Below are 23,355 nucleotides of genomic sequence, written 5' to 3' on the forward strand. Positions count from 1 at the left end.
AGAGTAGGACGTTGCTAGATTTTTTATTATATTTCAGCCACTAGAATAAATATTTCTAGTGGTATTTTTAGTATATATTTCCCGGGGAATTGTCATATTTAGACATGAAAATAAATAAAAAATATAGCTACTAGCATATTACTTTAAATTGAATCATATGATTTAATATTTGGAGGTGCTAGTATATGAAAAATAGAGGATGGCTTGAAGCAGCTTTTATATATATAGGTACTGTTATAGGCGCAGGCTTTGCATCTGGCCAGGAAATAGTACATTTTTTTGCTGTATATGGAACAAAAGGAATGACAGGAATGTTAATTGCTATAATTTTATTTATAATGTTGCCGATAGTTGTTTTATTCAGAATAAAAAAAGATAATATAAAGGGATATGATGAGTTTATGGTAATAGTATTGGGAAATAGAATTGGGAAATTTGTAGAAATAATATTAACATTATTTTTATTTATTAGTTATTCAGTAATGCTAGCAGGAGGAGGAGCAATTGTAAAGGAAAATTTTAATCTAAATTATAATTATGGAATATTGATAATGGCATTGCTTACTCTTATAGTTTTTATTTTTAATGTAAAAGGACTCTCTTACGCTAATTTAATATTAATTCCCCTTCTCGTGCTATCAATTTTATATATAGGTATAAAGATTATAGGATATAATGGATTAGAATTTAGTAATCATATAGGAGCTAATATAACAAGTAATGGAAATTGGTTAACTTCATCAATTTTATATATTAGTTATAATAGTTTATCTGCCATTGTAATATTTACAACTATAGATAATTTATTAAAAAATAAAAAGGATATAATAAAAACAAGTATATTAAGTGGAATTTTATTAGGTGTTATGGCTTTTTCCATATTAATACCCCTTTTAATAAAATATACTGATGTATTTGGATTTGAAATTCCTATGTTAGCTATTGCTTCTAGTTTAAATGAAAGTTGTGTAAAATTATATAGTTTCATACTTATGTCAGCTATGTTTACTACAGCAATTGCTAGTGGGTTTTCTTTGATAACGAGATTATCAAAAATTATATGCATAAATAAAAATATATTAGCTATTATTCTTCCTATAGTTACATTACCTATATCAAATTTAGGTTTTTCTAAATTAGTTACTACATTATATCCTTTGTTTGGGTATTTAGGTTTATTTATAATCTTAATAATATCTATAGAATTTTTATTAAGATTAATTTCTATTAAAAAAATTTGTAAATTAAGATAAAGTTTTATTGAATCAATGTAAAATTATATTATGAAAATAGTATTCAAAAATTAATAAATTTGTAAATAAAAATTGAAAATAAAAATAAATAAATGATATAATTAGCCTATATATAAATAATTAATTATTATTACTAAAGATTATATTAATATGAACGTAATGGAGGATGAGAATATTGAATTTTGCAGATATTATTATTATCATAATCATATTGTTAACGGGTCTTAATGGATTTCACAGAGGATTTATTTTATCAGCTTTTAGCCTTTTAGGTACTATATTAGCTTTAGTTATAGCTAATAAATTTTATCCGATAATAGCAAGTTTATTTATTAATCATACTAATTTTTATGATTCGCTTTATGACAAGATTTATCCTAATATAGTAAATATAACAGAAGGAGAAGGTGTTTTTTCTTTTGATACATTAGTTAAAATTATTAGAATACCACAGATACTTATAAATAATAGTATAGGTAAAGTGGATTATAACTCAGTTGAAGTTATTACGAGAAGTATTACAACTATGATTATAAATATAATAAGTATAATTATATTATTCATAATAGCTAATATTATATTATCTATTTTAGTTAGAATGTTAAATATATTTTTCAAATTGCCTATTTTGAATTCTTTTAATAAGATAGGTGGATTAATATTTGGGTTAATTAGAGGGGTATTAGTAATATTTATTATATATGCTATATTGACTCCTGTGATATCTTTAAATCCAGATGGTTTTATTGCAGTTCAAACCACTAATTCTGTATTAGGGGATTATTTTTATAATAATAATCTAATTATAGGGTATCTAGAAACCATAGTATGGAATTAGGAAGGTATTATTGACATAAAAACTTTATATAATTATTAAAGAAAACAAAAAGGATTAAAGCTTAGCTTTAATCCTTTTTGTTAAATTCGATATTTCTATTTGTAGTGTGTAAATCAAAAACTACAGGATTATTGGAAGAACCTTCTTTGTGAGCTTTTATACTTTTATTTTTATCGTTATAGTCATATACTAATTGAGGAAGATTTAAATTAATTTTAGAATTAGTAGTAGAGGCAGATATATTATAATCTTTATAGAAATCCTTTAAATAAATATATATACCAGAATTTGACGTATTAATTTTAGTTTCTTTTAAAGTTGTTATATCTAGATTCTTGATATCTACTTTACCATTAGAAGTTTTTCCAAATAAATAAGCAATATTAGAATTTTCTACTTTTATAGGAGAATTAGAAGTATTTATGTCTATAGTATCTATAGTAGAATTATTTAGATTAATTTTACCATTTTGTGAAATTAGAGTTCCTTTTTCACAAGTCACATTATCAAGATTGATCGATGTATTTTTAGTGATGATATTTAAATCGTTATTTTTAATATCTTTTAATGTAATTCTTCCATTTTTAGTATTTAAATCAATGGTATTTTTAGAAGTTATACTATTTAATGTTATAGATCCATTTGTAGTATTAGAAATTATATTTTCTGCTTTTAAATCATAAATATTAATTTTTCCATTACTAGTTATTAAATTGATTTCATTATAATATTGTAATGGTACTGATATGTCTAATTTTACTCCTATGTTAGAATTAAATAAAGGCTTTAGTATAATTTTATTTTTTTCTTTCCTTAAATCCATTATATTTTCGTCTGTAGAAATTTTATTTTTTTTAATATAACAAATTGCTTTTACATATACATAGTCTTTACTCCAAGGATTAAGATTTATATTTCCATTTATACCTTTAATATCTAAAACAGGATTTTCTATATCATTAACTTCTAATTCAAGAATTTCATTTTTAGTATCATGACTTCCTAAAATATTAGTAAAGCCTCCTTTATCCATAAAAGAGTCGACCATATCCATAATCTTATCAGTTAATGAGCTGGCTCCATCGGAAAGATCTTCTCCTATTTTACCAACTTTTTCTCCGAAATTTTCACCAAATTTATTAAATTTTTCTTCTAAATTTTTATTTAACTTAGCTTCAAAATCTTTTTCATCTTCTTTTTTCTCTAAGACATCTAAAAGTTTAAATGCCTCCTCTTCTGATATTTTACCTTCTTTAAGCATTCTAAGTATCATCATTTTTTCTTCATTCATATATATCCCTCCTAGTAAATATTTAAATTAATAGGTGAAGTCTAACTAAGCAATTTTATTGCTTCATCAGCTGTAATTTCACCTGCGGATAACTTAGATAAAATTTCTTTTTTATCAAGTTTGGGTTGTGGTTTAGGTTTATGTCCTAGAGCATTAATAATATTTTCTAATTTGTTTCTTACTGTAGGGTATGAAATACCAAGTTCTTTCTCTATTTCTTTTATATTACCTCGATTTTTGATAAAAACTTCCACAAAACTTTTTTGATCATTATTTAATTTACAAAATTTACATTGGGTAAAATCTCCTTCGATTATAGTATTACAGTGATTACATTCTAACCTAGTTATATTTAGATTTTTATTGCAGACTGGACATTTTCCTAAAGCTTCCTTTTTCATTAAAATGCCTCCTTATTAATAATTTTTAGTATAATAGATTTTAATTTATGAGTTCTTAATAGTATGATAGTTATAAATCTTTAGTTACATAATACTATTTATTATTAAATATGTCAATTGAAACATTAATATAATTAATAATAAAATTAATATATTTAATTATTTGTTTTATTTATAATTTATATGCAAAGTATAGATAATAATTATATAAAATCAATTATTTTGATGAAATGATATAATAATGTTAACATTAATGATTAGGAGGTTTTAATAATGAAAAAAGAAATAGATGCTAGGGGTCAAGCTTGTCCTAAACCAGTAATAATGACTAAAAAGGCATTAGAGGAAATAGAAAATGGTACTGTTTCAACTATTGTAGATAATGAAGTAGCGAAAGAAAATGTATCAAAATTAGCTAATAGTATGAATTTAAAATATGATGTAAAAAAAAGTGATAAGGAAAATTTTATAATAACTATTAGTAAAGAAGAAATAGAAGAAGGAAATTCTGCTTTAACGTGTGAACCAAATGTATTTACAGATACTACTATTGTTATAGGTTCTGATAAAATGGGAAATGGCTCGGAAGAATTAGGAAGAATTTTAATGAAAGGATTTATATATTCATTGACCGAATCTTTACCTTATCCCTCTACAATTTTATTATTTAATTCTGGTGTAAATCTAACTATTGAAGGGTCCGAATCAATAGAAGATTTTAAAGTATTAGAAGAGGCAGGAGTAGAAATATTATCATGCGGTACATGTTTAAACTATTATAATATAGCTGATAAATTAAAAGTAGGTGGAGTTACAAATATGTATACTATAGTAGAAAAAATGAAGAATGCAACAAATACAATATCTATATAGTGTAAAATAATTTGAGAAGGTGAAATAAATGTTAAATAAAGAAATATATGTAATAACTTTTGATTCAACACATCATGCAATAGAAGCAGAAAAAAAAATTAAAGATGAAAATATTGATATAAAGACGATTCCTACACCTAGAGAAGTATCTGTAAGTTGTGGGTTATCTATAAAATTTGATTATATTGATTTAAATAGGATAAAAAGTATTATAGAAGATAATAATCTTTCTATTAGCAATATATATATAATCACTAGAGAGGATAATGAAAGAATTGCAAAAAAATTGATGTAGGATGGTGATATAATGGAATTTGATTTTGTTGGGGAATTACCATTTAGAGTGTTATATGGAGCATTACAGTTAGTTTTAATTTTTATTATTGCTGGAATTGCCATTGGAATAAGTAATAAATTTATAAGTAGATTTTCTGAGCGTAGGAAAAAAGCTAAATTTAAAATGGATGAAGCTAAAGCTGACACTTTAGCTTCAACTGCGAAAAGCATAGTTAAGTATGTAATATATTTTATTGCAGGAGTGGCTATATTAGAATCTTTTGGTGTAGATACAAAAGGAATTATAGCTGCTGCTGGGGTTGGAGCTATTGCAATAGGTTTTGCAGCTCAAAAATTAGTAGCAGATATTATAACAGGTTTCTTCGTACTTTTTGAAGATCAATTTTCAGTAGGAGATTATATTATGGTACAAGGTATAGATGGTATAGTTGAGGAATTAGGGTTAAGAATAACTAAAGTTAGAGGGTTTGATGGTTCTTTGCATATAATTCCTAATAGACAAATAGAGATAGTAACAAATAAAATAAGAGGAGATATGAGAGCTTTAGTTGATATAGGAATTGCTTATGAAGAAGATATAGATAAAGCTACAGAAGTAATTAATCGTGTGGCAGAAGAATATAATAGAGAAAATGAAGAGATCGTAGAAGGACCTACTGTTTTAGGTGTGTCTAGTTTAGGTAGTTCCGATGTTGTATTAACTGTTATGGCAAAAACAAAACCGATGGCACAATGGGAAGTAGAAAGAGAACTTAGAAAAAGAATTAAGCTTAGTTTTGACAAAGAGGGTATAGAAATACCTCATCAAAAACATGTTGTATATAATAAAACAGAAAATTAATTTAAAAAAATTTAAAAGTAATTAATGGGAGGATTTTTTATGAACACTATAGGAATTAAACCAGGAAGTATAATAAAATTAAAAAAAGTTCATCCTTGTGGAGAAGATAAATGGGAAGTGATGAGAGTAGGAGTTGATTTTAAATTAAGGTGTTTAGGATGTAATAGGATAGTTTGGGTTCCTAGGAGAAAATTAGATAAAAAAATAAAGAAAATATTAGATAAAAATGATAATGAGTAAAATTATAAATTTTTTTAATTGGACAAATATTTTATTAAATAGTAAACTATATATTAAGGAAAACGCTTTTTAAAAAATTGGGGGTGTAGTGATGAGTTTGAATTATTCAGAAAGAATGGATGGAATTAAAGCATCAGAAATAAGAGAATTACTAAAATTAACTCAAAAGCCTGAAATAATATCATTTGCAGGAGGATTACCTGCTCCAGAATTATTTCCAGTAGACACCGTAAAAGAAATATCTTCAGAGGTTTTAAAAGATATGGGAACATCAGCTTTACAATATGGACCTACAGAGGGTTTTGAACCATTGAGAGAAAAAATAGCTAAGAGAATGGATAGTGTAGGTGTAAAGGCAAATGCAAAAGACATATTAGTTATAAGTGGGTCACAACAAGGACTTGATTTTACAGGTAAGATATTTTTAAACAAGGATGATATTGTAGTTTGTGAAAGTCCTAGTTATTTAGGAGCTTTAAATGCTTTTAAGGCTTATCAGCCTAAATTTATAGAAGTACCCACTGATGAATATGGGATGAATATGGATAAATTGGAAGATATTTTGGCAAATAATAATAAAGTGAAAGTAATTTATGTTATTCCAGATTTCCAAAATCCATCAGGAAGAACATGGTCCCTTGAAAGAAGAAAAAAACTTGTTGAGTTAGCTAATAAATATAATATACCAATAGCAGAGGATAATCCTTACGGAGAACTAAGATTTGAAGGAGAGAAGCTTCCAGCTATAAAATCTTTTGATACTGAAGGTAGAGTTATATTTTTGGGGACTTTTTCAAAGACTTTCTGTCCAGGACTTAGATTAGGTTGGATTTGTGCGGATGATGAAGTATTAAATAAATATATATTAATAAAGCAAGGTGCAGATTTACAAGCTAGTACATTCTCTCAAATAATTGTAGATAGATTCTTAACAAAATATGATTTGGATGAGCATATTGAGAAGATAAAAAAAGTATATGTTAAAAGAAGAGATCTCATGTTTAAAACTATGGAGGAAGAGTTCCCAGAAGGAGTTACATTTACAAGACCGGAAGGTGGATTATTTACATGGGTTACTTTACCTGAGCATATAAATGCTAGAGATTTAGCTGCTGAAGCTATAGAAAAGAAGGTTGCTTTTGTGCCAGGAGGTTCATTCTTCCCTAATGGAGGTAATGAAAATACTTTAAGAATAAATTATTCAAATATGGATGAAGAAAGAATAGTTATAGGAGTTAAAAGAATTGCTGAATCAATAAAAGAAATGATATAATTTTACCCTTGGTCAAATTAATTTGACCAAGGGTTCATATATATTGTTGCAAGATATGAGTTAAGATGATATAATGTGGTGATGAATACATTCCTTGCTCCATTAAGGAGCCATAAGACCACAAGGAGGTGAAGTAAATGAGAAAATATGAATCAGTGTTTATATTTGAAACTAGATTAGAAGAAGAAGCTAGAAATAATATCTTTGACAAATTCAAAAAAATCATAGAAGAAAAAGGAACGATAACAAATATTGATGAGTGGGGATCAAGAAAACTTGCTTATGAAATTAATGATTTATCAGAAGGATATTATATTATAGTAAACTTTGAGGGAGAAGCTGAAGCAGTTAAAGAAATGGACAGAATTGCTAAGATAACAGATGGTGTTATGAGGCTTATGACAATAAGAGATGAAAATTAATTATGAGGGGGTCGTACTTTATGAATAAAGTAGTACTAATTGGAAGATTAACCGCAGACCCAGAATTAAGATTCTTACCTGGAAATGGTACAGCTGTTTCAACATTTAATTTGGCAGTTGATAAGAATCTATCTAAAGAAAAAAGACAGGAATTAGAGCAACAAGGAAAACCTACAGCAGATTTTCCTAGAATTGTTGTTTGGGGAAGACAGGCAGAAAACTGTGCAAATTATCTTTCTAAAGGAAGACTTGTAGCAATAGATGGAAGAATTCAAACTGGTAGTTATGAAAATTCTCAAGGGCAAAGAGTATATACTACTGAAGTTGTAGCCGAAAGAGTACAATTCTTGGAATGGGGAGATAATAATAATTCAGGAAATAATCAGAGAAATAATGATTCTATGGATTTTTCAACAGCTGAAGGTTTCCAACCTGTAGACGATGATGATATTCCATTCTAAAGGAGGGATAGATTATGGCAAGAAGAAATTTTAATAATAGAAGAAGAAAAGTATGTAATTTCTGTGTAAATAATGTAGAACATATAGATTATAAAGATTTAAATAAATTAAAAAAATATGTTACAGAAAGAGGTAAAATTCTTCCTAGAAGAATAACTGGTACTTGTGCAGCTCATCAAAGACAAGTTACAAGAGCTATAAAAAGAGCTAGAACTATAGCTTTATTACCTTATACAGCAGAGTAATATATAAAAGAGGGAAAAAATCCCTCTTTTTTTGTTATTATGACTTTTAACTATTATTTTATAAGATTTATATATAGAAAGATTTCAAATAGAATTAAAAGTATAATATAATATATTATGGGGTGATATAAATGGGTTTTAATAATAGGGATATAGACATAACTAAAAATATTAGAGTTATAGAATGGTTAAAAAGTGAGCTTTTAACTACAGTATCTTCTTTATTTACTCTGTTGTATAAAGGACTAAAAGAAGGACAAGAAGCTATTCTAGAAGTGTTGGCGAATATAATTTTTGTTACTTATTTATTGGCAAAAAGATTAGGCATATCTTTTGATGAAATTGATAAAAAAGTGGAAAGTAAAGTGAAACTAGGAATTGCAGAAGATCATAAAATAGAGAGATGGTATGGAGATTTAAATTCATTATTAGAATATTTTAAAAGGACTAGAAGATAGAGGTGAGAATTTTTGAACTTAAATAATAAGACTACTATGATAACAGAATCTGCAGTTATAGCTGCATTAATGACAATCTTTGTTTTTTTAGGGTTGTATTTAACTCCGATTATATTATTGTTATATCCAATACCTTTTATAATTATAGGAGTAAGACATAATATAAAAGCTAGTATGGCTACAATTATAGTATCTTTTATATTAGTTTCTATATTAATTGATCCATTTACATCTGCATTTATTAGTATGTTATTTGGATTGTTAGCAATAGTATTAACTTTTATGATAAATAAAGAATATGATTCATATAAAACGATAGTAGTTGGAACTTTATCATCTTTTTTATCAATAATAGTGACAATAATGGTAACGGGATATATATCAGGGATTAAAGTTTACTATATGCTAAAAAATAATCTTGATTCTATATTAAATACTCAAAGAAATTTATTAAATGAAATGAGTTTACCTTCTGAGCAAATTAATGAAATGATTGACTTAATATCAGAAGCTTTTGATTATACATTATTGATATTTCCTGTTATTCTTATAGTATTAGCATTATTCACTACTTATATGAATTATTGGTTATCTTTGTCAATTTTGAGAAGATTAAATTATAAAAATATTAAGGTCCCTGATTTTTCAAAATTTAGACTACCAAACGATATCATTCCTGGAATAGCAGTTATTGGGATATTATCTATGATAATAAGTTATTATGAACTATTTTATTATGATACAATAATTATAAATCTTATTGTATTAGGAATATTTTTATTCTTTTTACAAGGATTATCTGTTATAGTATATTTATTAAATAAAACGAAAATTTCTAAGATATTGAAAGGGTTAATTATAGTCTTTTTAGTATTTACTGGAGGACTAATGACTATAATTGCATTAATAGGATTAGTAGATGCAATATTTAATTTTAGAAAAATAAAAAGGGATTAACAAGTGGAGGAATTATTATGGCCAATCAAAAGATATTTAAGTTTTTAAATTTTAATAATAAAATATATTTATGGATTATAGGAATTCTTATATTAATTTTATTTTTTTATGAGCCAATTATTGCATCAGTAGGTGTATTGATATTAGCATATTTAATATATTATCATTGGAAAAATGTACATCTCAGAAAGGTAGAATGGACAAGATATATAGAAGGATTGATGGAAGAATTTGATTCAGCCACTAAATATGCAGTATTAAATTTACCAATACCTTTTATGATGTTAGAAATAGATGGAACTATTAGTTGGTATAATCCGAAATTTAGTGAAATAAGTGAAAAAAAAGATATACTTGAGAAAAACATTCAAGATGTTATTCCAACTTTTAATATTAAAGATATAACTGAGGAAGAGAGTAATAAAAGTATTGATGTAATATTTAAGGATAGAAATTATAAAGTTTTATATAATATTGTAAAGGTTAATAAGAAAACTTCTAATAAAGATTATTTGATCATGTTATATTGGTTAGACAATACAAATTTTACTATATTAAAAGAAAAATATAATGATGAAAAGATGAATGTATGTCTTATTCAAGTAGATAATTATAATGAAGTAATAAAAGATACACCTGAAGCTAAAAGACCTATAGTATTAGCAGAAATTGATAAGAAATTAAATACATTTACTTCTAAGGTTAATGGATTTCTAACAAAATATGAAAGTGATAAATATATTATTGTATTTGAAAATAAGTATCTTGATAATCTAGAAAGTAAGAAATTTGACATATTAGATGATATGAGAGCGATTAATCAAGGTAATAATATTCCTGTTACATTAAGTGTTGGAGTAGGAGTGAATGGTAAGACTCCTTTACAGAGCTATGAGTTTGCTAAAGGTGCTATAGATATAGCTCTTGGTAGAGGTGGAGATCAAGCTGTAGTGAAAAAGATAGATAAACTAAGCTTTTATGGTGGAAAGAGTAAAGCCGTTGAGAAGAGAACCAAAGTTAAAGCTAGGGTTATGTCCCATGCATTGAGACAGCTTATAGATCAATCAGATAAAGTTTTTATAATGGGACATAAAGTAGGAGATATGGATAGTTTTGGAGCATCTATTGGAGTTCTAAGTGCAGTTAAATATAGAAATACTGAAGGATATATTGTATTGGAAGGCATAAATCCTTCGATAAGAAATCTATATGATAGAATTAAAGAGAAAAATCCAGATTATATGGATAATATTATAACTCCAGAAGAAGCAGAAGAGATAGCCACTAAAGAGTCTTTATGTGTAGTTGTAGATGTACACAGACCTAAATCTACGGAGGCGCCACGATTATTAGATATTATGGATAAAGTAGTATTAATAGATCATCATAGAAGAGGTGCTGAATTTATAAAAGATCCAACGTTAGTGTATTTAGAACCTTATGCTTCCTCTGCTAGTGAATTGATTACAGAAATTTTATATTATTTAAGAAATGAAAAGATGGATATAGAAAAATTTGAAGCAGAAGCATTATTAGCTGGGATAACTGTAGATACAAAGAGCTTTACATTTAAAACAGGAGTTAGAACATTTGAGTCAGCTTCTTTCTTGAGAAGGGCAGGAGCCGATACTACTTCTGTAAGGCAATTATTCCAAGATGATTTAAAAACATTTATAATGAAAGCAGAGGTTGTTGAAAAGGCTAGGATAGTAGGAAATGGTCAAATTGCCATATCATCTATGGAAAAGCAATCTGAGGATGCTGTTCTTATAGCAGCCCAATCTGCAGATGATTTATTAAATATTAATGGGATAGCAGCTTCATTTGTATTAGTGCCTACCGAAACTAACGTTCATATAAGTGGAAGATCTTTAGGAGATATAAGTGTTCAATTAATATTAGAAAAATTAGGTGGGGGAGGTCATTTAACAGTGGCTGGAGCCCAATTAGATAATATTGATTTAGATGAAGCAATAGAACAGCTTGAAAAAGCCATAATTGAATATTTAAAGGAAGGTGAGGAATAATGAAAGTTATTCTATTAGAGAATGTAAAAGGATTAGGTAAAAAAGGAGATTTAGTGAACGCCAAAGATGGTCATGCAAGAAATTATTTACTGCCAAGAGGATTAGCCAAAGAGGCAACAGAAGGTAGTGTAAAGCAACTTAAAGAGCAAAAAAAAGCTAAAAAGATAAGAAAAGATGAAGAAATAAAGGAAGCAAAAAAATTAGCAGAAAAAATTTCTAATCTGACTGTAGAAATAAAAAGTAGATCAGGAGAAGGTGGTAGATTATTTGGGTCAGTGACAACAAAAGATATAGCTACTGCTCTTCAAAAACAACATAAAATTAAGATAGATAAAAGAAAAATATACATGAATGATAATATTAAAAGTTTAGGTATTACAATTGTAAAAGTTAAAGTATATACTGATATTACTGCGGAACTTAAAGTTCATGTAGTAGAAGAATAAGTTACTATAGGTGCAGAATAAGTTCTGTACCTATATTTATAAGAGGTGATTAAATGGAAGAAAGCATTGAAAAGCTAGGGAACATTCCTCCTAATAGTTTGGAAGCAGAGCAATCGGTTTTAGGAGCAATGATTTTAGACAAAGATGCTATAATAAGTGCTACGGAGATATTAAGAGCAGAAGATTTTTATAAAGAGGCCAATGGTGAAATATATGAAACTATATTAGAGATATATAATAGAAATGAGCCGGTAGACCTTATAACATTATCAGAGGAATTAAGAAAAAGGGATACATTAGAAGCAGTAGGTGGTGTAGGGTATTTAACAGATCTCTCTGATGGAGTATCTACTACTGCTAATATAAAATCTTATTGTGAAATTGTAGAGGAAAAATCTTTACTTAGGCGTTTGATAAAAGCATCTAATGAGATAATTAGTGAGGGATATAAAGATGACAAGGAAATAGAAAGTATTATAGATTTGGCAGAAAAAAGAATATTTGAAATAACTCAAAGGAAAAGTCATGAAGGTTTTACCCCAATGAAAACAGTTCTTATGGAGACACTTTCTAGAATTGAAGAAATGGCTCAAAGTGGAGGAGAACTTACTGGTATATCAACAGGATTTATTGATCTAGATAATAAAACATCTGGGCTTCAGAAATCAAATCTTATTTTAGTAGCGGCTAGACCTTCTATGGGAAAAACTGCTTTTTCAGTAAATATAGCTCAAAATAGTGCTATGATGGGTAAGACAATAGTAGCTATATTTAGTCTTGAGATGTCAAAAGGTCAGCTTGTGCAACGTATGTTGAGTGCTGAAGCTCATATAGAAGTACAAAAGATTATTTCAGGAGATTTATCTGAAGATGAATGGGTTAGATTAAGTAAAGCAATGGGACCTTTAGCTCAAGCTAATATATATATAGATGATACTCCAGCAATATCTTTAGCTGAGATGAAAGCTAAATGTAGAAAACTTAAAATAGAACAAGGATTAGATTTAGTAATGATAGATTATCTACAGTTAATGAGTGGAGATGGGAAAAATGAAAATAGACAACAGGAGATATCAAAGATTTCAAGAGGATTAAAGGAAATGGCTAGAGAGCTAGATATTGCTGTTGTAGCTTTGTCTCAATTATCCCGTGCTCCTGAATTAAGATCAGATCATCGACCTATAATGTCAGATTTAAGGGAATCAGGCGCGATAGAGCAAGATGCAGATGTTGTAATGATGCTTTATAGAGATGAATATTATCATCTAGATACAGAAAAGAAAAACATAGGAGAGGTAATAATAACTAAACAACGTAATGGCCCTACTGGAACTGTGGAACTTGTATGGATGGGTCAATTCACAAAATTCTTAAACATGGAAAAGTATAGGGAATAATATTTCACAAATCCCTGTTTACATTTAGAGTAAATGGGTATTTACTTACAATAAAATGTTCATAGGGAGTGACGGATGGAATGGATAATACGAAAGTGTTAGATTTAAGTAAAGATGTTAAGTGGATAGGAGTTTTAGATCCTACATTAATAACTTTTGATATAGTAATGGAGACAAAATATGGTACAACGTATAATTCTTATTTTATAGATGCAGACAAAAAAGCCATAATTGAGACATCTAAAGAAACTTATAAAGATGAATATCTATCTAAAATTAAGAAAGTAGTCAATCCAGAGGAAATAAAATATATAATATTAGATCATACAGAGCCAGATCATTCAAGTAATCTTAAGCATCTTTTAAAAATAGCACCAAATGCTACAGTAGTTGCATCTAAATCAGGAATCAAATTTCTTAAACATATGATAGATGATGATTTTAAATATATAGAAGTGAAAGATGGAGATATATTGGATTTAGGAAATAAAACATTAAAATTTATTTCTGCTCCTTTTTTACATTGGCCAGATTCTATGTATACTTATTTAGAGGAAGATAATATATTATTTACATGTGATTCTTTTGGATGTCATTATTGTGATGAAAAAATGTTTGATGATGAGGTCGGGAATTTTGATGAAGCTTTTAAATATTATTTTGATGTTATATTAAAACCTTTTAGTAATTTCATGTTAAAGGCAATAAATAGAATTGAAGATTTATATATAGATATAATTGCCCCAGGGCATGGACCAATTTTAAGAGAAAATTGGCAAAAGTATGTTCAATGGTCTAAAGAATTATCTCAACCATATGAAAGAAATAAACATAGGGTATTTATATCGTATGTATCTGCTTATGGTAATACTAAAAAAATGGCAGAAAAGATAGCAGAAGGAATAAAAGCTGCCGGAGATATTGAAGTTGATTTGTTAGATATAGAACATATTGATGTATTTCAATTGGAAGAAAAGATAGAAAAGGCTACAGGTATATTAATAGGATCTCCTACTATAAATCAAAATACTTTATTACCTGTATATAAGTTGTTTTCGGTGTTAAATCCAATAACCAATAGAGGTAAATTAGCAGCAACTTTTGGTTCTTATGGCTGGGGAGGAGAAGCCATAAGGATAGTAGAAGATAATATAGTTAATCACAAATTAAAATTAGCAATGGATGGTCTTAAAGTTACATTTGTACCCTATGAAGAAACATATAATAGATGTATTAAATTTGGTAAAGAATTTGGAGAAAAATTATTAGAGAAATAAATTTTTAATCGGAGATGTAATACGTCTCCGATTATTTAATATTGTAATCATATAGACCAATAGAAAAATATGTTGTATAATCAATTTAAAATATGTTTTAGGGGGATATATTTATGGATTTATCCGATAATAATAAAGTAAAAATTGATAAATTAAGAATTGAAGATGTATATCAAATGAGAAGTTGGGGTAAACATGAAAGTTCATTATTTAGTGATTATAATTTTCCAGAAATGACGGATAGAGAGATCCATAAATGGTATGAATATAAATCTAAAACTAGAAATAAAAAATGTTTTGGTATAAAAAATGAGAAAAATAGATTAATTGGTTATTTAACAATAAGAGAAATAAAAAAAATCACAAGAGTTGCTACATTAGGATTAGTATTAGATCCTAATTATATGAATAGAGGATATGGAACAGAGGCTCTTAAGAGATTTTTAGAGTATTTTTTTTATTCTTTAAATATGAACAAGATGGCATTGCAAGTAGCTAAATTTAATGAAAGAGCTATAAAATGTTATAAAAAATGTGGTTTTATTATTACTGGAGAATTTTATAAAGTAATGGATATACAAAAACTAAATATAGAAGATGAATTATTCATATCAGAGATAAATAAGAATTTTCGAATTAAAAGAAATAAGAAAGAGATGGGATTCTATAAAATGGAATTACATATTAAAAATTATGCAAGACGAACGAATAAAAAAGACATTGATGTGCATAACTCTGTGGATATGTGGAAAAATTTTAGTGAAAAAACACAATATGTTGATAATAATAATATAAAAAACACATAATAAAGAAGTATATAATTAATATTGACTCAATAAAATGGCGAATATTTACTGACAAATTTAATTAAATATTCGTCATTTTGTTGACTATAAATAATACCTCTGATAATATATACCATAGTGAAAAAGATTTTGAATTAGATTTTATACATTATTATTTATCATATAAAAAGGAGATGTTATATATGTCAACGTTGGTATTACTAGGAGCTCAATGGGGAGATGAAGGTAAAGGCAAAATAACAGACTATTTATCAAAGGAATCTGATTTAGTAGTTAGATATCAAGGTGGAGATAATGCAGGTCATACTGTAGAGATAGGAGAAAATAAGTATAAGCTTCATTTAATACCTTCAGGTATTTTTTATAATGAAAAATTATCTATAATAGGAAATGGAGTAGTTATAAATCCACATTCTTTATTAAAAGAAATAGAGTATTTAAATAATAAGGGGATTGATACATCAAATTTAAGAATAAGTAATAGAGCACATATAATATTTCCTTATCATTTAAAACTTGATGAATTACAAGAAAGGAATAAAGGAAAAGAAAAAATAGGTACTACAGTAAAAGGAATAGGACCTTGTTATAGAGATAAGATTGATAGAGTAGGCATAAGAATGTGTGATATTTTTTATAAAGATATGTTTGAAGAGAAACTTAGAAAAAATATTAGAGATAAAAATAAAATTATTGAAAATGTATATGAATCAGAGCCATTAAATGAAGATGAAATTGTAGAAGAGTATTTAGGATATATAGAAAAGATAAAAAAATATGTAATAGATATAACAGTTTTGTTAGATGAAAAAATTAAATCTGGTAATAAGATATTATTTGAAGGTGCACAAGGAACTTTATTAGATATTGATTATGGTACATATCCATATTTAACATCATCTCATCCTACATCCGGTGGTGTAGCAGTAGGTGCAGGAATAAGTCCTTTTAGATTAAAAAAAGCATTAGGTGTAGTAAAAGCATATACTACAAGAGTAGGAAAAGGTCCTTTTCCTACAGAGCTTCATGATGAAATAGGAGATAAAATTAGAGAAAAGGGATTTGAATTTGGCACAACTACAGGTAGAGCAAGAAGATGTGGGTGGTTAGATTTAGTTATGTTGAAGTATTCAGCTAGAATAAATGGATTAACTTCTTTAGCTCTAACTAAGGTAGACACATTGTGTGGGTTTGATAAATTAAAGCTATGTATAGGATATGAATTAGATGGAGAAATCATAGATTATTTTCCAGCTAGTTTAGAAACTCTTTCAAAATGTAAACCTGTATATGAAGAAATAGATGGATGGGAGAATTTTGATAATATTGAGAATTATGATGAATTGCCGAAAAACGTAAAAAAATATATTGAAAGAATAGAGAGATTGGTTGGAGTAAATGTGGATATAGTATCTATAGGACCTAAGAGAAAAGAAACGATTATGAGAAAGGATATATTTTAGCCCATAGGATTTTCCTATGGGCTTTTATTTTATTAATAAAATGTAATATTTATAAAAATTAAAGGATTTTAAAAAATATTATTGAATAGTTATTAAGAAAAGTTAATAAGATTATACTAAGGGAATTTAAAAGGAGGTAAGGAGGTGTAGCAATATTCATCAAAAGATTCCCAATAGTATAAAATCCAATGTAAGGAGGAGTTATATTTGGCTAATGGAGAAATAAAGGAACAAGGTTTTGTTCCGTATGTTCCAGCAGATCAGATAATGCCAGAATTCACTTTAACATCTATCATATTAGGTGTTTTTATGGCTGTTGTATTTGGAGCTGCTAATGCTTACTTAGGATTAAGGGTAGGCTTGACAATTAGTGCATCAATTCCGGCAGCAGTTATATCTATGGGAATAATAAGAGGACTACTAAAAAAAGAATCTATACTAGAAAATAATATGGTACAGACAATTGGTTCCGCGGGGGAATCTTTAGCAGCAGGTGCAATATTTACTTTACCGGCATTATTTATATGGTCAGAAGAATTAGGTTTTGCGTATCCAAGTTTATTAAGAATTATGGTTATTGCGCTTATAGGGGGAGTATTAGGGGTATTATTTATGGTTCCATTGAGAAAGGCATTAATCGTAAATGAACATGGTGTACTACCTTATCCTGAAGGAACGGCTTGTAGTGAGGTTCTTAGAGCTGGAGAAGAAGGTGGAGTTAAAGCTAAAACAGTATTTACAGGTCTGGGAATAGGAGCATTATACAAATTTATAGCAGATGGTATTAAATTATTTCCGAGTGAAATCGAATGGGAAATACCAGGATATCAAGATGCAGCAGTTGGTGGAGATGTATTACCAGCATTATTAGGTGTTGGATTCATTATTGGACCTAAAATATCTGCATATATGTTAGGTGGTGCGGTATTAGGATGGTTAGTTATAATTCCATTGATATCTCATTTAGGTAATTTTATAACTACTCCAATATATCCTGCGCCTGTTCCCATTAGTGAATTAGGATATTGGGGAATATGGGATTATTATATACGTTATATAGGTGCAGGTGCAGTTGCATTTGGTGGTATTATAAGTTTAATTAAGTCATTACCATTGATTGTAAAGACATTTGGTGCTGCTATAGGTGGATTAAAAGCTGGACTTGGAGATGAAGGAATATTAAGAACAGAGCAGGATATGCCAATGTCATTAATGTTTGGAGGAATATTAATTTTAATCTTAATAATGATGTTTACACCAATAATTCCAGTTGGATTTAGTGGAGCAGTATTAATAGCAATATTTGGATTCTTCTTTGCTACAGTTTCATCAAGACTTGTTGGTATAGTAGGTAGCTCATCAAATCCTGTATCGGGTATGACTATTGCAACATTATTGATAACTTCTATAATATTTAAGGCTCTTGGAAATACAGGGTCGGAAGGAATGATAGGAGCATTATCAGTAGGTGGAGTTATTTGTATAGTAGCAGCAATGGCAGGGGATACCTCTCAGGACTTGAAAACTGGTTTCTTAGTAGGAGCAACTCCTAAGAAACAACAATATGGTGAACTTATAGGAGCTATAGCATCAGCATTAGTTATTGGTGGAGTATTAGTATTATTAAATCAAGCTTGGGGATTTGGCTCTTCAGAATTACCAGCACCACAGGCTAACTTAATGAAATTAGTTATTGAAGGTGTTTTAGGCGGTAATCTTCCTTGGGTTCTAGTATTTACAGGAGTAGGAATAGGATTAGTAATCGAATTATTAGGTATACCAGTATTGCCTTTAGCAGTAGGATTATATTTACCAATTCATTTAAGTACTCCAATAATGGTTGGTGGTGTAATAAGAGGTATACTTGATAAAAGTAAGGAAAAGAAAGAGATGGTTAAAGGTAAGATTGAAAGCGGAATATTATTTTCTTCAGGACTTATTGCTGGAGAAGGTTTAATTGGGATATTATTAGCTATATTCGCCATAATTCCAATAGGAGCAGGAACTTTAGGAGATTCTGTAGCTTTTGGTAATGGAGTTTTAGGTAAATATGGAGCGTTACTGACTTTTGCTGTATTAGTATTTATATTAATCAAATATTCCATTTTACGAAAAATCGAAAGCGAATAAAAGTTTTTAAGATATAAAGGGGAGTAATTATTTTATTCCTCTTTATTTCTTTAACCATGAGATAGATGAGAGGGGCTATTTATGAAAAGAAAGGAAAAAGAGAAAAATTTTTTTGAATTTGTACCCAAAAAAACAGAAAACATTGATTGGGAAATAAATGATAAAGGACTTGTTCAGATAATAATATGGAGAAATTCATGGTTAGATAAGATTGTTCAAAAGATATTTAAAACCCCAAAAAAGACTATAATTGATTTAGATGAAATAGGTAGTGTAGTATGGAAGTCTATAAATGGAGAGAAGAATATATTTAATATATCTGAAGTTATTGAAAAAGAATTAGGCTCTAAGGCAGAGCCAATAAATGAGAGATTGGTTACTTATATAAAAATATTGAAAAATAATAATTTTATAGAATTGGAAAATAAATAGGAGTGAAGGTATGCTAAATACAATATTAGGAATTATATTTTTTGCCATAGCTACTATGATAATTTACTCTTGGGGATATGTAAAAGAACAAAAAGCACCCTATGAATTGAATAGAAAATTAAATAGTAAAGCAGAGAAAAAAATATTAGAGGAGTTAAAAACTCACGATTCTATGACTAAAAAAGAAATTTCAAAAATATTAGTTGGAATGTCAGTTTCAAATTTTGGAAGCAGAAAAAGACTTGTGGTTCAAGAACCAAATAAATTGGCAAAGATAGTATTAGATAATATGATAAAAAAAGAAATTGTTGAGACTGATTATAGTAGTAAGGGAAATGTATTTATATTAAAAAAGGATTAATTCATAATATTATAACGAAAATAACATCTATTTATTAAAAATTTATAAATAAAAATTAGACTCTTGATAAATTTAATAAAAATCAATATTTAAACCTACAGAAAACTGTAGGTTTAAAAAATTTAAGTTCCATTTTTAATACTATATTAGGATTTTGAGTATAAAATTATTTTTGAGTATTACTTTACTAGAGAAAATAATAAAAAAATTAAAGAACTTTGTTGACATCATCTTTAAAATAATATATCATAGTAGAAGTGAGTTAACATATTAGTGCTTAACTTCTAAACTAATAGCACTAAAAGAATTAAGTTTAATGACCCATTAGCTCAGTCGGTAGAGCACCTGACTTTTAATCAGGGTGTCCGGCGTTCGAGTCGCCGATGGGTCACCATTTTAAAGCAATGCTGATGTAGCTCAATTGGTATGCAATTGACTTGTAATCAGTAGGTTGGGGGTTACCAACTCCATATAAAATTTAAAAAAGGCTGGAGAGTGCTGTGACCTCTCTAGTTTTTTTATTGTTTAAAAAAAGCTAATCTAATAAGTTTTTATATGTTAGAATATAGAAATTACATAAAAAATTAGAAGGCAATAAAAATAGAGTCTATTTCTAGACTCTATGCTTCCCATCTTAAATCTTCTCCATAAAATTTTAGAGGTATAAAGTTACTAAATATCCTTGAAAAAGTTCTATCTGTATAAGTATCTGCAAATTCTTTAGGTGATAAATTTGTAGATATAATCATTTTTTTACCTTTTAAAAGACGAGTATTTATTATATTAAATATTTCTGTATTAGTAAAGGAGTTTGTATATTCTGTACCAAGATCATCTATAATTAATAAATCGGAATCAAATAATAAATTATACTCATTTTCGCCTATATTTTTGTTGTTTCTATTAAATTTATGATCCCCTATTATATCCATAATCTTGAAAGCTGTTTGATATACAACTATATAACCTTTATCTAATAGAGATTTAGCTATACAATTAGCCATGAATGTTTTACCTAAACCAGTTTGACCATAGAATAATAGATTTTCTTTATTATCTTTATCAAAATTTATAACAAAACCTTCTGAAATATTTAGTATATTCATCATATTTTCTTTAGGTGTTTTATCTTCTCCTTCTACTGGAGTATCATTGAATACATTTATATTAAAATTATTAAAATTTTCTTTTTCCAATATTTTGGAAAGATTAGACATTTCATAAGATTTGCTTATAAGATTTTGTTTAAAACAATTGCATTTTTCTCCAGATTTTAAATATCCAGTATCTTTACATTTATTACATTTATAATTAATATTCAAATATTCTAAAGGTATATTGTTTTCTGTAAGTAAAAATGCTTTCTCTTTTTTTAGTTCTTCTAAATGAAATTTTAATTTTTCAATTTTATCATTAATATTACTAGGATTTTCAATAATAATCTTTGATATAGATATACTATATTTTTTTATTTTTTCATCAATCTCTTTAAGTTTAGGAACTTTATTATATACTTCTTGTTTTCGTATTTTTTGGTCAAGTAGAGCTTTATCACGTTTTTTCTCATATTCATTAAGAATTTTCTTTATAATATTTTTATTCAATAAAATCACCCTTATAAAATTTATTAGCTATTAATTTTAGCTTCAAATTTTTTTTTGATTTTCTTTTCTAATTCATCTGCAGAGTATTTAGTTGTACGTTGTTGGAAATTATGAAATTGAGTATATATTTTTTTATTTTTAGAGATAGTTGTATTCTTCTTTGAATTATTTTTCTTATTCAATTTAAAATCTTCTTTTCTTTTTTCTAAGTCTTCTATTGAATTTATATTAGCATTAAACCAATTTTTTAAAACACCATCAATATAGTCAAAACTTATTTCACTTATTTTCGTAGTTTCATCACAAGCCAATAAGACTAAGTCCATATTGAAATTCCATTCATCAAACCATTTATTAATATATTTTTTTTGAGGTTCACTAGCTAAACCTTTAAGACCTAAGTATCTTAAGATTTTATTATATCTATAGAATTTTTGATCATTTTTACTCATATATTCATCTAAATTTTCGATATTAGTAATACCATCAGCATACCAATTTTTAATTATACCTTCTACAAAACTTATTCTTCTATTATTTTTATTTTCTACAGAAAATTGAAAGGCTCTTACTATTACATCTGGACTCATATTAAAATTATCTATCCATTCATATATACGTTTAGATTCATTAGGAGTAATATATCTTCTTAAAGCGGTTCTTATTTCATTAAACATATTATTAATAGCTGGACTATTTTTAGCTTCTAATAATTCATCTGCTGTAGCAGTATAAGGTTTATTAAAATTATTTTTTTTATTATAAGTATTTTCATTAGCAGCCTTAGGTTTGATTACATTATTAATATAAAGTTGTTTGAGATTTAAAAATTCTACAGTATAATCTATATCATTTCCTTCGTTTTCAATTTTTTTTCTTATGATACCTTTACTTTCCCAAAAATCCCAAGCATTAAGCACATCTCCTAAAGGGATGTTTAAATGTTTAGCAATAGTTCTATTGTCTACCCTTATATTATCGTCCATATCCTTTGCATATTTATAACCTAATAAATAAACTTTAACATATGTACCATGAGCCATAGGCATAAAATCATTTATAAAAATATTTTCTATTGTAGTATCACCCAGATCTATATCAGTAGTTTCTATAAAAAAGCTCAAATAAATCACCCACTAAACTTTTAATAATAATTATTATATCATAGTAAATACTTATTATTATTGTAATAATAAAGTAATATAAATAAAATATAAAAGATATTATAAATTACTTTAACATAAAATATAGTAATAGACAATATTAGAGACGTATTAAATTTATTTTAATTAATATTATTATAAAAAACTTATATAAATAAATTGAAAAATATATGTAATATTAGATTTGGAAAAGAATATTATTAAATATAGACATGCCTTAAAAAAACATTTGATTATTCGTAAATGAATTGATATAATTGAAAAGAAGTTTATTACAATTGTATTACAAAAGTATTAGTTAGGATATACTAGTGATGCTAATGTTTTAAATTATCATAATTTTCATACATTACTTGATAACTCAAAGAAAAAATGAAAGCAAAACTAATAAAGATTATA

The 23,355-nt window shown here is 27.1% G+C and carries 25 protein-coding genes and 1 tRNA gene; 22 read left to right on the forward strand and 4 right to left on the reverse strand.

Features of this window, described 5'->3' with window-relative positions:
• Positions 1 to 185 precede the first annotated feature (185 nt).
• Together GOQ29_RS02080 and GOQ29_RS02085 are read left to right on the forward strand one after the other, a co-directional pair.
• Positions 186 to 1,253, forward strand: coding sequence for a YkvI family membrane protein (locus GOQ29_RS02080; protein ID WP_203370947.1), 1,068 nt, complete (start codon positions 186 to 188; stop codon positions 1,251 to 1,253).
• 175 nt (positions 1,254 to 1,428) lie between these two features.
• Positions 1,429 to 2,091 (forward strand): CvpA family protein, encoded by a 663-nt coding sequence (locus GOQ29_RS02085; protein WP_203370949.1) that lies wholly within the window; start codon positions 1,429 to 1,431, stop codon positions 2,089 to 2,091.
• Between the two features lie 67 nt (positions 2,092 to 2,158).
• On the opposite strand, the gene GOQ29_RS02090 is transcribed toward GOQ29_RS02085, so the two are convergent.
• Both GOQ29_RS02090 and GOQ29_RS02095 read right to left on the reverse strand, forming a co-directional pair.
• Positions 2,159 to 3,382 carry a DUF4097 family beta strand repeat-containing protein gene (locus GOQ29_RS02090; RefSeq protein ID WP_203370951.1) on the reverse strand — a complete coding sequence of 408 codons (1,224 nt, stop codon included), beginning with the start codon at positions 3,380 to 3,382 and terminating at the stop codon, positions 2,159 to 2,161.
• 41 nt (positions 3,383 to 3,423) lie between these two features.
• On the reverse strand, positions 3,424 to 3,783 hold the full coding sequence (locus GOQ29_RS02095; RefSeq protein ID WP_203370953.1) for a DUF2089 domain-containing protein: 360 nt from the start codon (positions 3,781 to 3,783) through the stop codon (positions 3,424 to 3,426).
• A 273-nt stretch (positions 3,784 to 4,056) separates the two neighbouring features.
• Between GOQ29_RS02095 and yedF the strand changes: the two genes are divergently transcribed.
• The 20 genes from yedF (at position 4,057) to GOQ29_RS02195 (ending at position 20,583) form a co-directional block, all read left to right on the forward strand.
• Entirely contained in the window at positions 4,057 to 4,656 is a 600-nt protein-coding gene (yedF, locus tag GOQ29_RS02100; protein ID WP_203370955.1) for a sulfurtransferase-like selenium metabolism protein YedF, read from the forward strand.
• Between the two features lie 28 nt (positions 4,657 to 4,684).
• Positions 4,685 to 4,951 carry a putative Se/S carrier protein gene (locus tag GOQ29_RS02105; RefSeq protein WP_203370957.1) on the forward strand — a complete coding sequence of 89 codons (267 nt, stop codon included), beginning with the start codon at positions 4,685 to 4,687 and terminating at the stop codon, positions 4,949 to 4,951.
• A gap of 12 nt (positions 4,952 to 4,963) precedes the next feature.
• The gene (locus tag GOQ29_RS02110) at positions 4,964 to 5,794 is read left to right on the forward strand and encodes a mechanosensitive ion channel family protein (RefSeq protein ID WP_203370959.1); all 831 of its coding nucleotides are present in this window, start codon (positions 4,964 to 4,966) and stop codon (positions 5,792 to 5,794) included.
• 39 nt (positions 5,795 to 5,833) lie between these two features.
• Positions 5,834 to 6,034: a DUF951 domain-containing protein gene (locus GOQ29_RS02115; protein ID WP_203370961.1), complete on the forward strand. Its 201-nt coding sequence runs from the start codon at positions 5,834 to 5,836 to the stop codon at positions 6,032 to 6,034.
• A gap of 91 nt (positions 6,035 to 6,125) precedes the next feature.
• A complete protein-coding gene (locus GOQ29_RS02120) occupies positions 6,126 to 7,307 on the forward strand; it encodes an aminotransferase-like domain-containing protein (protein ID WP_203370964.1) in 1,182 nt (393 codons plus the stop codon).
• Positions 7,308 to 7,444: 137 nt separating this feature from the next.
• On the forward strand, positions 7,445 to 7,729 hold the full coding sequence (gene rpsF, locus GOQ29_RS02125) for a 30S ribosomal protein S6 (RefSeq protein WP_203370966.1): 285 nt from the start codon (positions 7,445 to 7,447) through the stop codon (positions 7,727 to 7,729).
• A gap of 20 nt (positions 7,730 to 7,749) precedes the next feature.
• Positions 7,750 to 8,190, forward strand: a complete 441-nt coding sequence (locus GOQ29_RS02130) for a single-stranded DNA-binding protein (RefSeq protein WP_203370968.1) — start codon at positions 7,750 to 7,752, stop codon at positions 8,188 to 8,190.
• A gap of 14 nt (positions 8,191 to 8,204) precedes the next feature.
• A complete protein-coding gene (gene rpsR, locus GOQ29_RS02135; protein WP_203370970.1) occupies positions 8,205 to 8,435 on the forward strand; it encodes a 30S ribosomal protein S18 in 231 nt (76 codons plus the stop codon).
• A gap of 131 nt (positions 8,436 to 8,566) precedes the next feature.
• Positions 8,567 to 8,893: a MazG-like family protein gene (locus GOQ29_RS02140; RefSeq protein WP_203370972.1), complete on the forward strand. Its 327-nt coding sequence runs from the start codon at positions 8,567 to 8,569 to the stop codon at positions 8,891 to 8,893.
• Between the two features lie 12 nt (positions 8,894 to 8,905).
• Positions 8,906 to 9,850 carry a YybS family protein gene (locus GOQ29_RS02145; protein WP_203370973.1) on the forward strand — a complete coding sequence of 315 codons (945 nt, stop codon included), beginning with the start codon at positions 8,906 to 8,908 and terminating at the stop codon, positions 9,848 to 9,850.
• 17 nt (positions 9,851 to 9,867) lie between these two features.
• Positions 9,868 to 11,877, forward strand: coding sequence for a DHH family phosphoesterase (locus GOQ29_RS02150; protein WP_203370975.1), 2,010 nt, complete (start codon positions 9,868 to 9,870; stop codon positions 11,875 to 11,877).
• The gene (rplI, locus tag GOQ29_RS02155; protein WP_203370977.1) at positions 11,877 to 12,323 is read left to right on the forward strand and encodes a 50S ribosomal protein L9; all 447 of its coding nucleotides are present in this window, start codon (positions 11,877 to 11,879) and stop codon (positions 12,321 to 12,323) included. The genes GOQ29_RS02150 and rplI overlap by 1 nt, the downstream gene beginning before the upstream one ends.
• A 53-nt stretch (positions 12,324 to 12,376) precedes the next feature.
• A complete protein-coding gene (dnaB, locus tag GOQ29_RS02160) occupies positions 12,377 to 13,720 on the forward strand; it encodes a replicative DNA helicase (RefSeq protein WP_203370979.1) in 1,344 nt (447 codons plus the stop codon).
• A gap of 80 nt (positions 13,721 to 13,800) precedes the next feature.
• Positions 13,801 to 14,997, forward strand: a complete 1,197-nt coding sequence (locus GOQ29_RS02165) for an FprA family A-type flavoprotein (protein ID WP_203370981.1) — start codon at positions 13,801 to 13,803, stop codon at positions 14,995 to 14,997.
• 113 nt (positions 14,998 to 15,110) lie between these two features.
• Positions 15,111 to 15,803, forward strand: a complete 693-nt coding sequence (locus tag GOQ29_RS02170; RefSeq protein ID WP_203370983.1) for a GNAT family N-acetyltransferase — start codon at positions 15,111 to 15,113, stop codon at positions 15,801 to 15,803.
• A 182-nt stretch (positions 15,804 to 15,985) separates the two neighbouring features.
• On the forward strand, positions 15,986 to 17,266 hold the full coding sequence (locus tag GOQ29_RS02175; RefSeq protein ID WP_203370985.1) for an adenylosuccinate synthase: 1,281 nt from the start codon (positions 15,986 to 15,988) through the stop codon (positions 17,264 to 17,266).
• A 267-nt stretch (positions 17,267 to 17,533) separates the two neighbouring features.
• Positions 17,534 to 19,396 (forward strand): OPT family oligopeptide transporter, encoded by a 1,863-nt coding sequence (locus GOQ29_RS02180; RefSeq protein ID WP_207750631.1) that lies wholly within the window; start codon positions 17,534 to 17,536, stop codon positions 19,394 to 19,396.
• An 81-nt stretch (positions 19,397 to 19,477) separates the two neighbouring features.
• A complete protein-coding gene (locus GOQ29_RS02185) occupies positions 19,478 to 19,828 on the forward strand; it encodes a PqqD family peptide modification chaperone (RefSeq protein WP_203370987.1) in 351 nt (116 codons plus the stop codon).
• Positions 19,829 to 19,838: 10 nt separating this feature from the next.
• Positions 19,839 to 20,189, forward strand: a complete 351-nt coding sequence (locus tag GOQ29_RS02190) for a hypothetical protein (protein WP_203370989.1) — start codon at positions 19,839 to 19,841, stop codon at positions 20,187 to 20,189.
• A gap of 318 nt (positions 20,190 to 20,507) precedes the next feature.
• Positions 20,508 to 20,583 (forward strand) — tRNA-Lys (locus GOQ29_RS02195).
• A 226-nt stretch (positions 20,584 to 20,809) separates the two neighbouring features.
• Here the strand turns inward: GOQ29_RS02195 and GOQ29_RS02200 are convergent.
• Positions 20,810 to 21,802 (reverse strand): ATP-binding protein, encoded by a 993-nt coding sequence (locus GOQ29_RS02200; protein ID WP_484477050.1) that lies wholly within the window; start codon positions 21,800 to 21,802, stop codon positions 20,810 to 20,812.
• Between the two features lie 14 nt (positions 21,803 to 21,816).
• Positions 21,817 to 22,917: a DnaD domain-containing protein gene (locus GOQ29_RS02205; protein WP_203370993.1), complete on the reverse strand. Its 1,101-nt coding sequence runs from the start codon at positions 22,915 to 22,917 to the stop codon at positions 21,817 to 21,819.
• Between the last annotated feature and the right edge of the window lie 438 nt (positions 22,918 to 23,355).

The organism is Anaeromonas gelatinilytica, assembly GCF_016820635.1.
Classification (GTDB): domain Bacteria; phylum Bacillota; class Clostridia; order Tissierellales; family SIT17; genus Anaeromonas; species Anaeromonas gelatinilytica.

Bases quoted from the DNA above. Each gene is read 5' to 3' on its own strand.
- GOQ29_RS02150 (WP_203370975.1), top strand. From the start codon at position 9,868: ATGGCCAATCAAAAGATATTTAAGTTTTTAAATTTTAATAATAAAATA.
- GOQ29_RS02115 (WP_203370961.1), top strand. From the start codon at position 5,834: ATGAACACTATAGGAATTAAACCAGGAAGTATAATAAAATTAAAAAAA.
- GOQ29_RS02080 (WP_203370947.1), top strand. From the start codon at position 186: ATGAAAAATAGAGGATGGCTTGAAGCAGCTTTTATATATATAGGTACT.
- GOQ29_RS02110 (WP_203370959.1), top strand. From the start codon at position 4,964: ATGGAATTTGATTTTGTTGGGGAATTACCATTTAGAGTGTTATATGGA.
- rpsR (WP_203370970.1), top strand. From the start codon at position 8,205: ATGGCAAGAAGAAATTTTAATAATAGAAGAAGAAAAGTATGTAATTTC.
- GOQ29_RS02095 (WP_203370953.1), bottom strand. From the start codon at position 3,783: ATGAAAAAGGAAGCTTTAGGAAAATGTCCAGTCTGCAATAAAAATCTA.
- GOQ29_RS02165 (WP_203370981.1), top strand. From the start codon at position 13,801: ATGGATAATACGAAAGTGTTAGATTTAAGTAAAGATGTTAAGTGGATA.
- dnaB (WP_203370979.1), top strand. From the start codon at position 12,377: ATGGAAGAAAGCATTGAAAAGCTAGGGAACATTCCTCCTAATAGTTTG.
- rpsF (WP_203370966.1), top strand. From the start codon at position 7,445: ATGAGAAAATATGAATCAGTGTTTATATTTGAAACTAGATTAGAAGAA.
- GOQ29_RS02170 (WP_203370983.1), top strand. From the start codon at position 15,111: ATGGATTTATCCGATAATAATAAAGTAAAAATTGATAAATTAAGAATT.
- GOQ29_RS02105 (WP_203370957.1), top strand. From the start codon at position 4,685: ATGTTAAATAAAGAAATATATGTAATAACTTTTGATTCAACACATCAT.
- rplI (WP_203370977.1), top strand. From the start codon at position 11,877: ATGAAAGTTATTCTATTAGAGAATGTAAAAGGATTAGGTAAAAAAGGA.
- GOQ29_RS02120 (WP_203370964.1), top strand. From the start codon at position 6,126: ATGAGTTTGAATTATTCAGAAAGAATGGATGGAATTAAAGCATCAGAA.
- GOQ29_RS02190 (WP_203370989.1), top strand. From the start codon at position 19,839: ATGCTAAATACAATATTAGGAATTATATTTTTTGCCATAGCTACTATG.
- GOQ29_RS02130 (WP_203370968.1), top strand. From the start codon at position 7,750: ATGAATAAAGTAGTACTAATTGGAAGATTAACCGCAGACCCAGAATTA.
- GOQ29_RS02175 (WP_203370985.1), top strand. From the start codon at position 15,986: ATGTCAACGTTGGTATTACTAGGAGCTCAATGGGGAGATGAAGGTAAA.
- GOQ29_RS02180 (WP_207750631.1), top strand. From the start codon at position 17,534: ATGCCAGAATTCACTTTAACATCTATCATATTAGGTGTTTTTATGGCT.
- GOQ29_RS02140 (WP_203370972.1), top strand. From the start codon at position 8,567: ATGGGTTTTAATAATAGGGATATAGACATAACTAAAAATATTAGAGTT.
- GOQ29_RS02090 (WP_203370951.1), bottom strand. From the start codon at position 3,382: ATGAATGAAGAAAAAATGATGATACTTAGAATGCTTAAAGAAGGTAAA.
- GOQ29_RS02185 (WP_203370987.1), top strand. From the start codon at position 19,478: ATGAAAAGAAAGGAAAAAGAGAAAAATTTTTTTGAATTTGTACCCAAA.
- yedF (WP_203370955.1), top strand. From the start codon at position 4,057: ATGAAAAAAGAAATAGATGCTAGGGGTCAAGCTTGTCCTAAACCAGTA.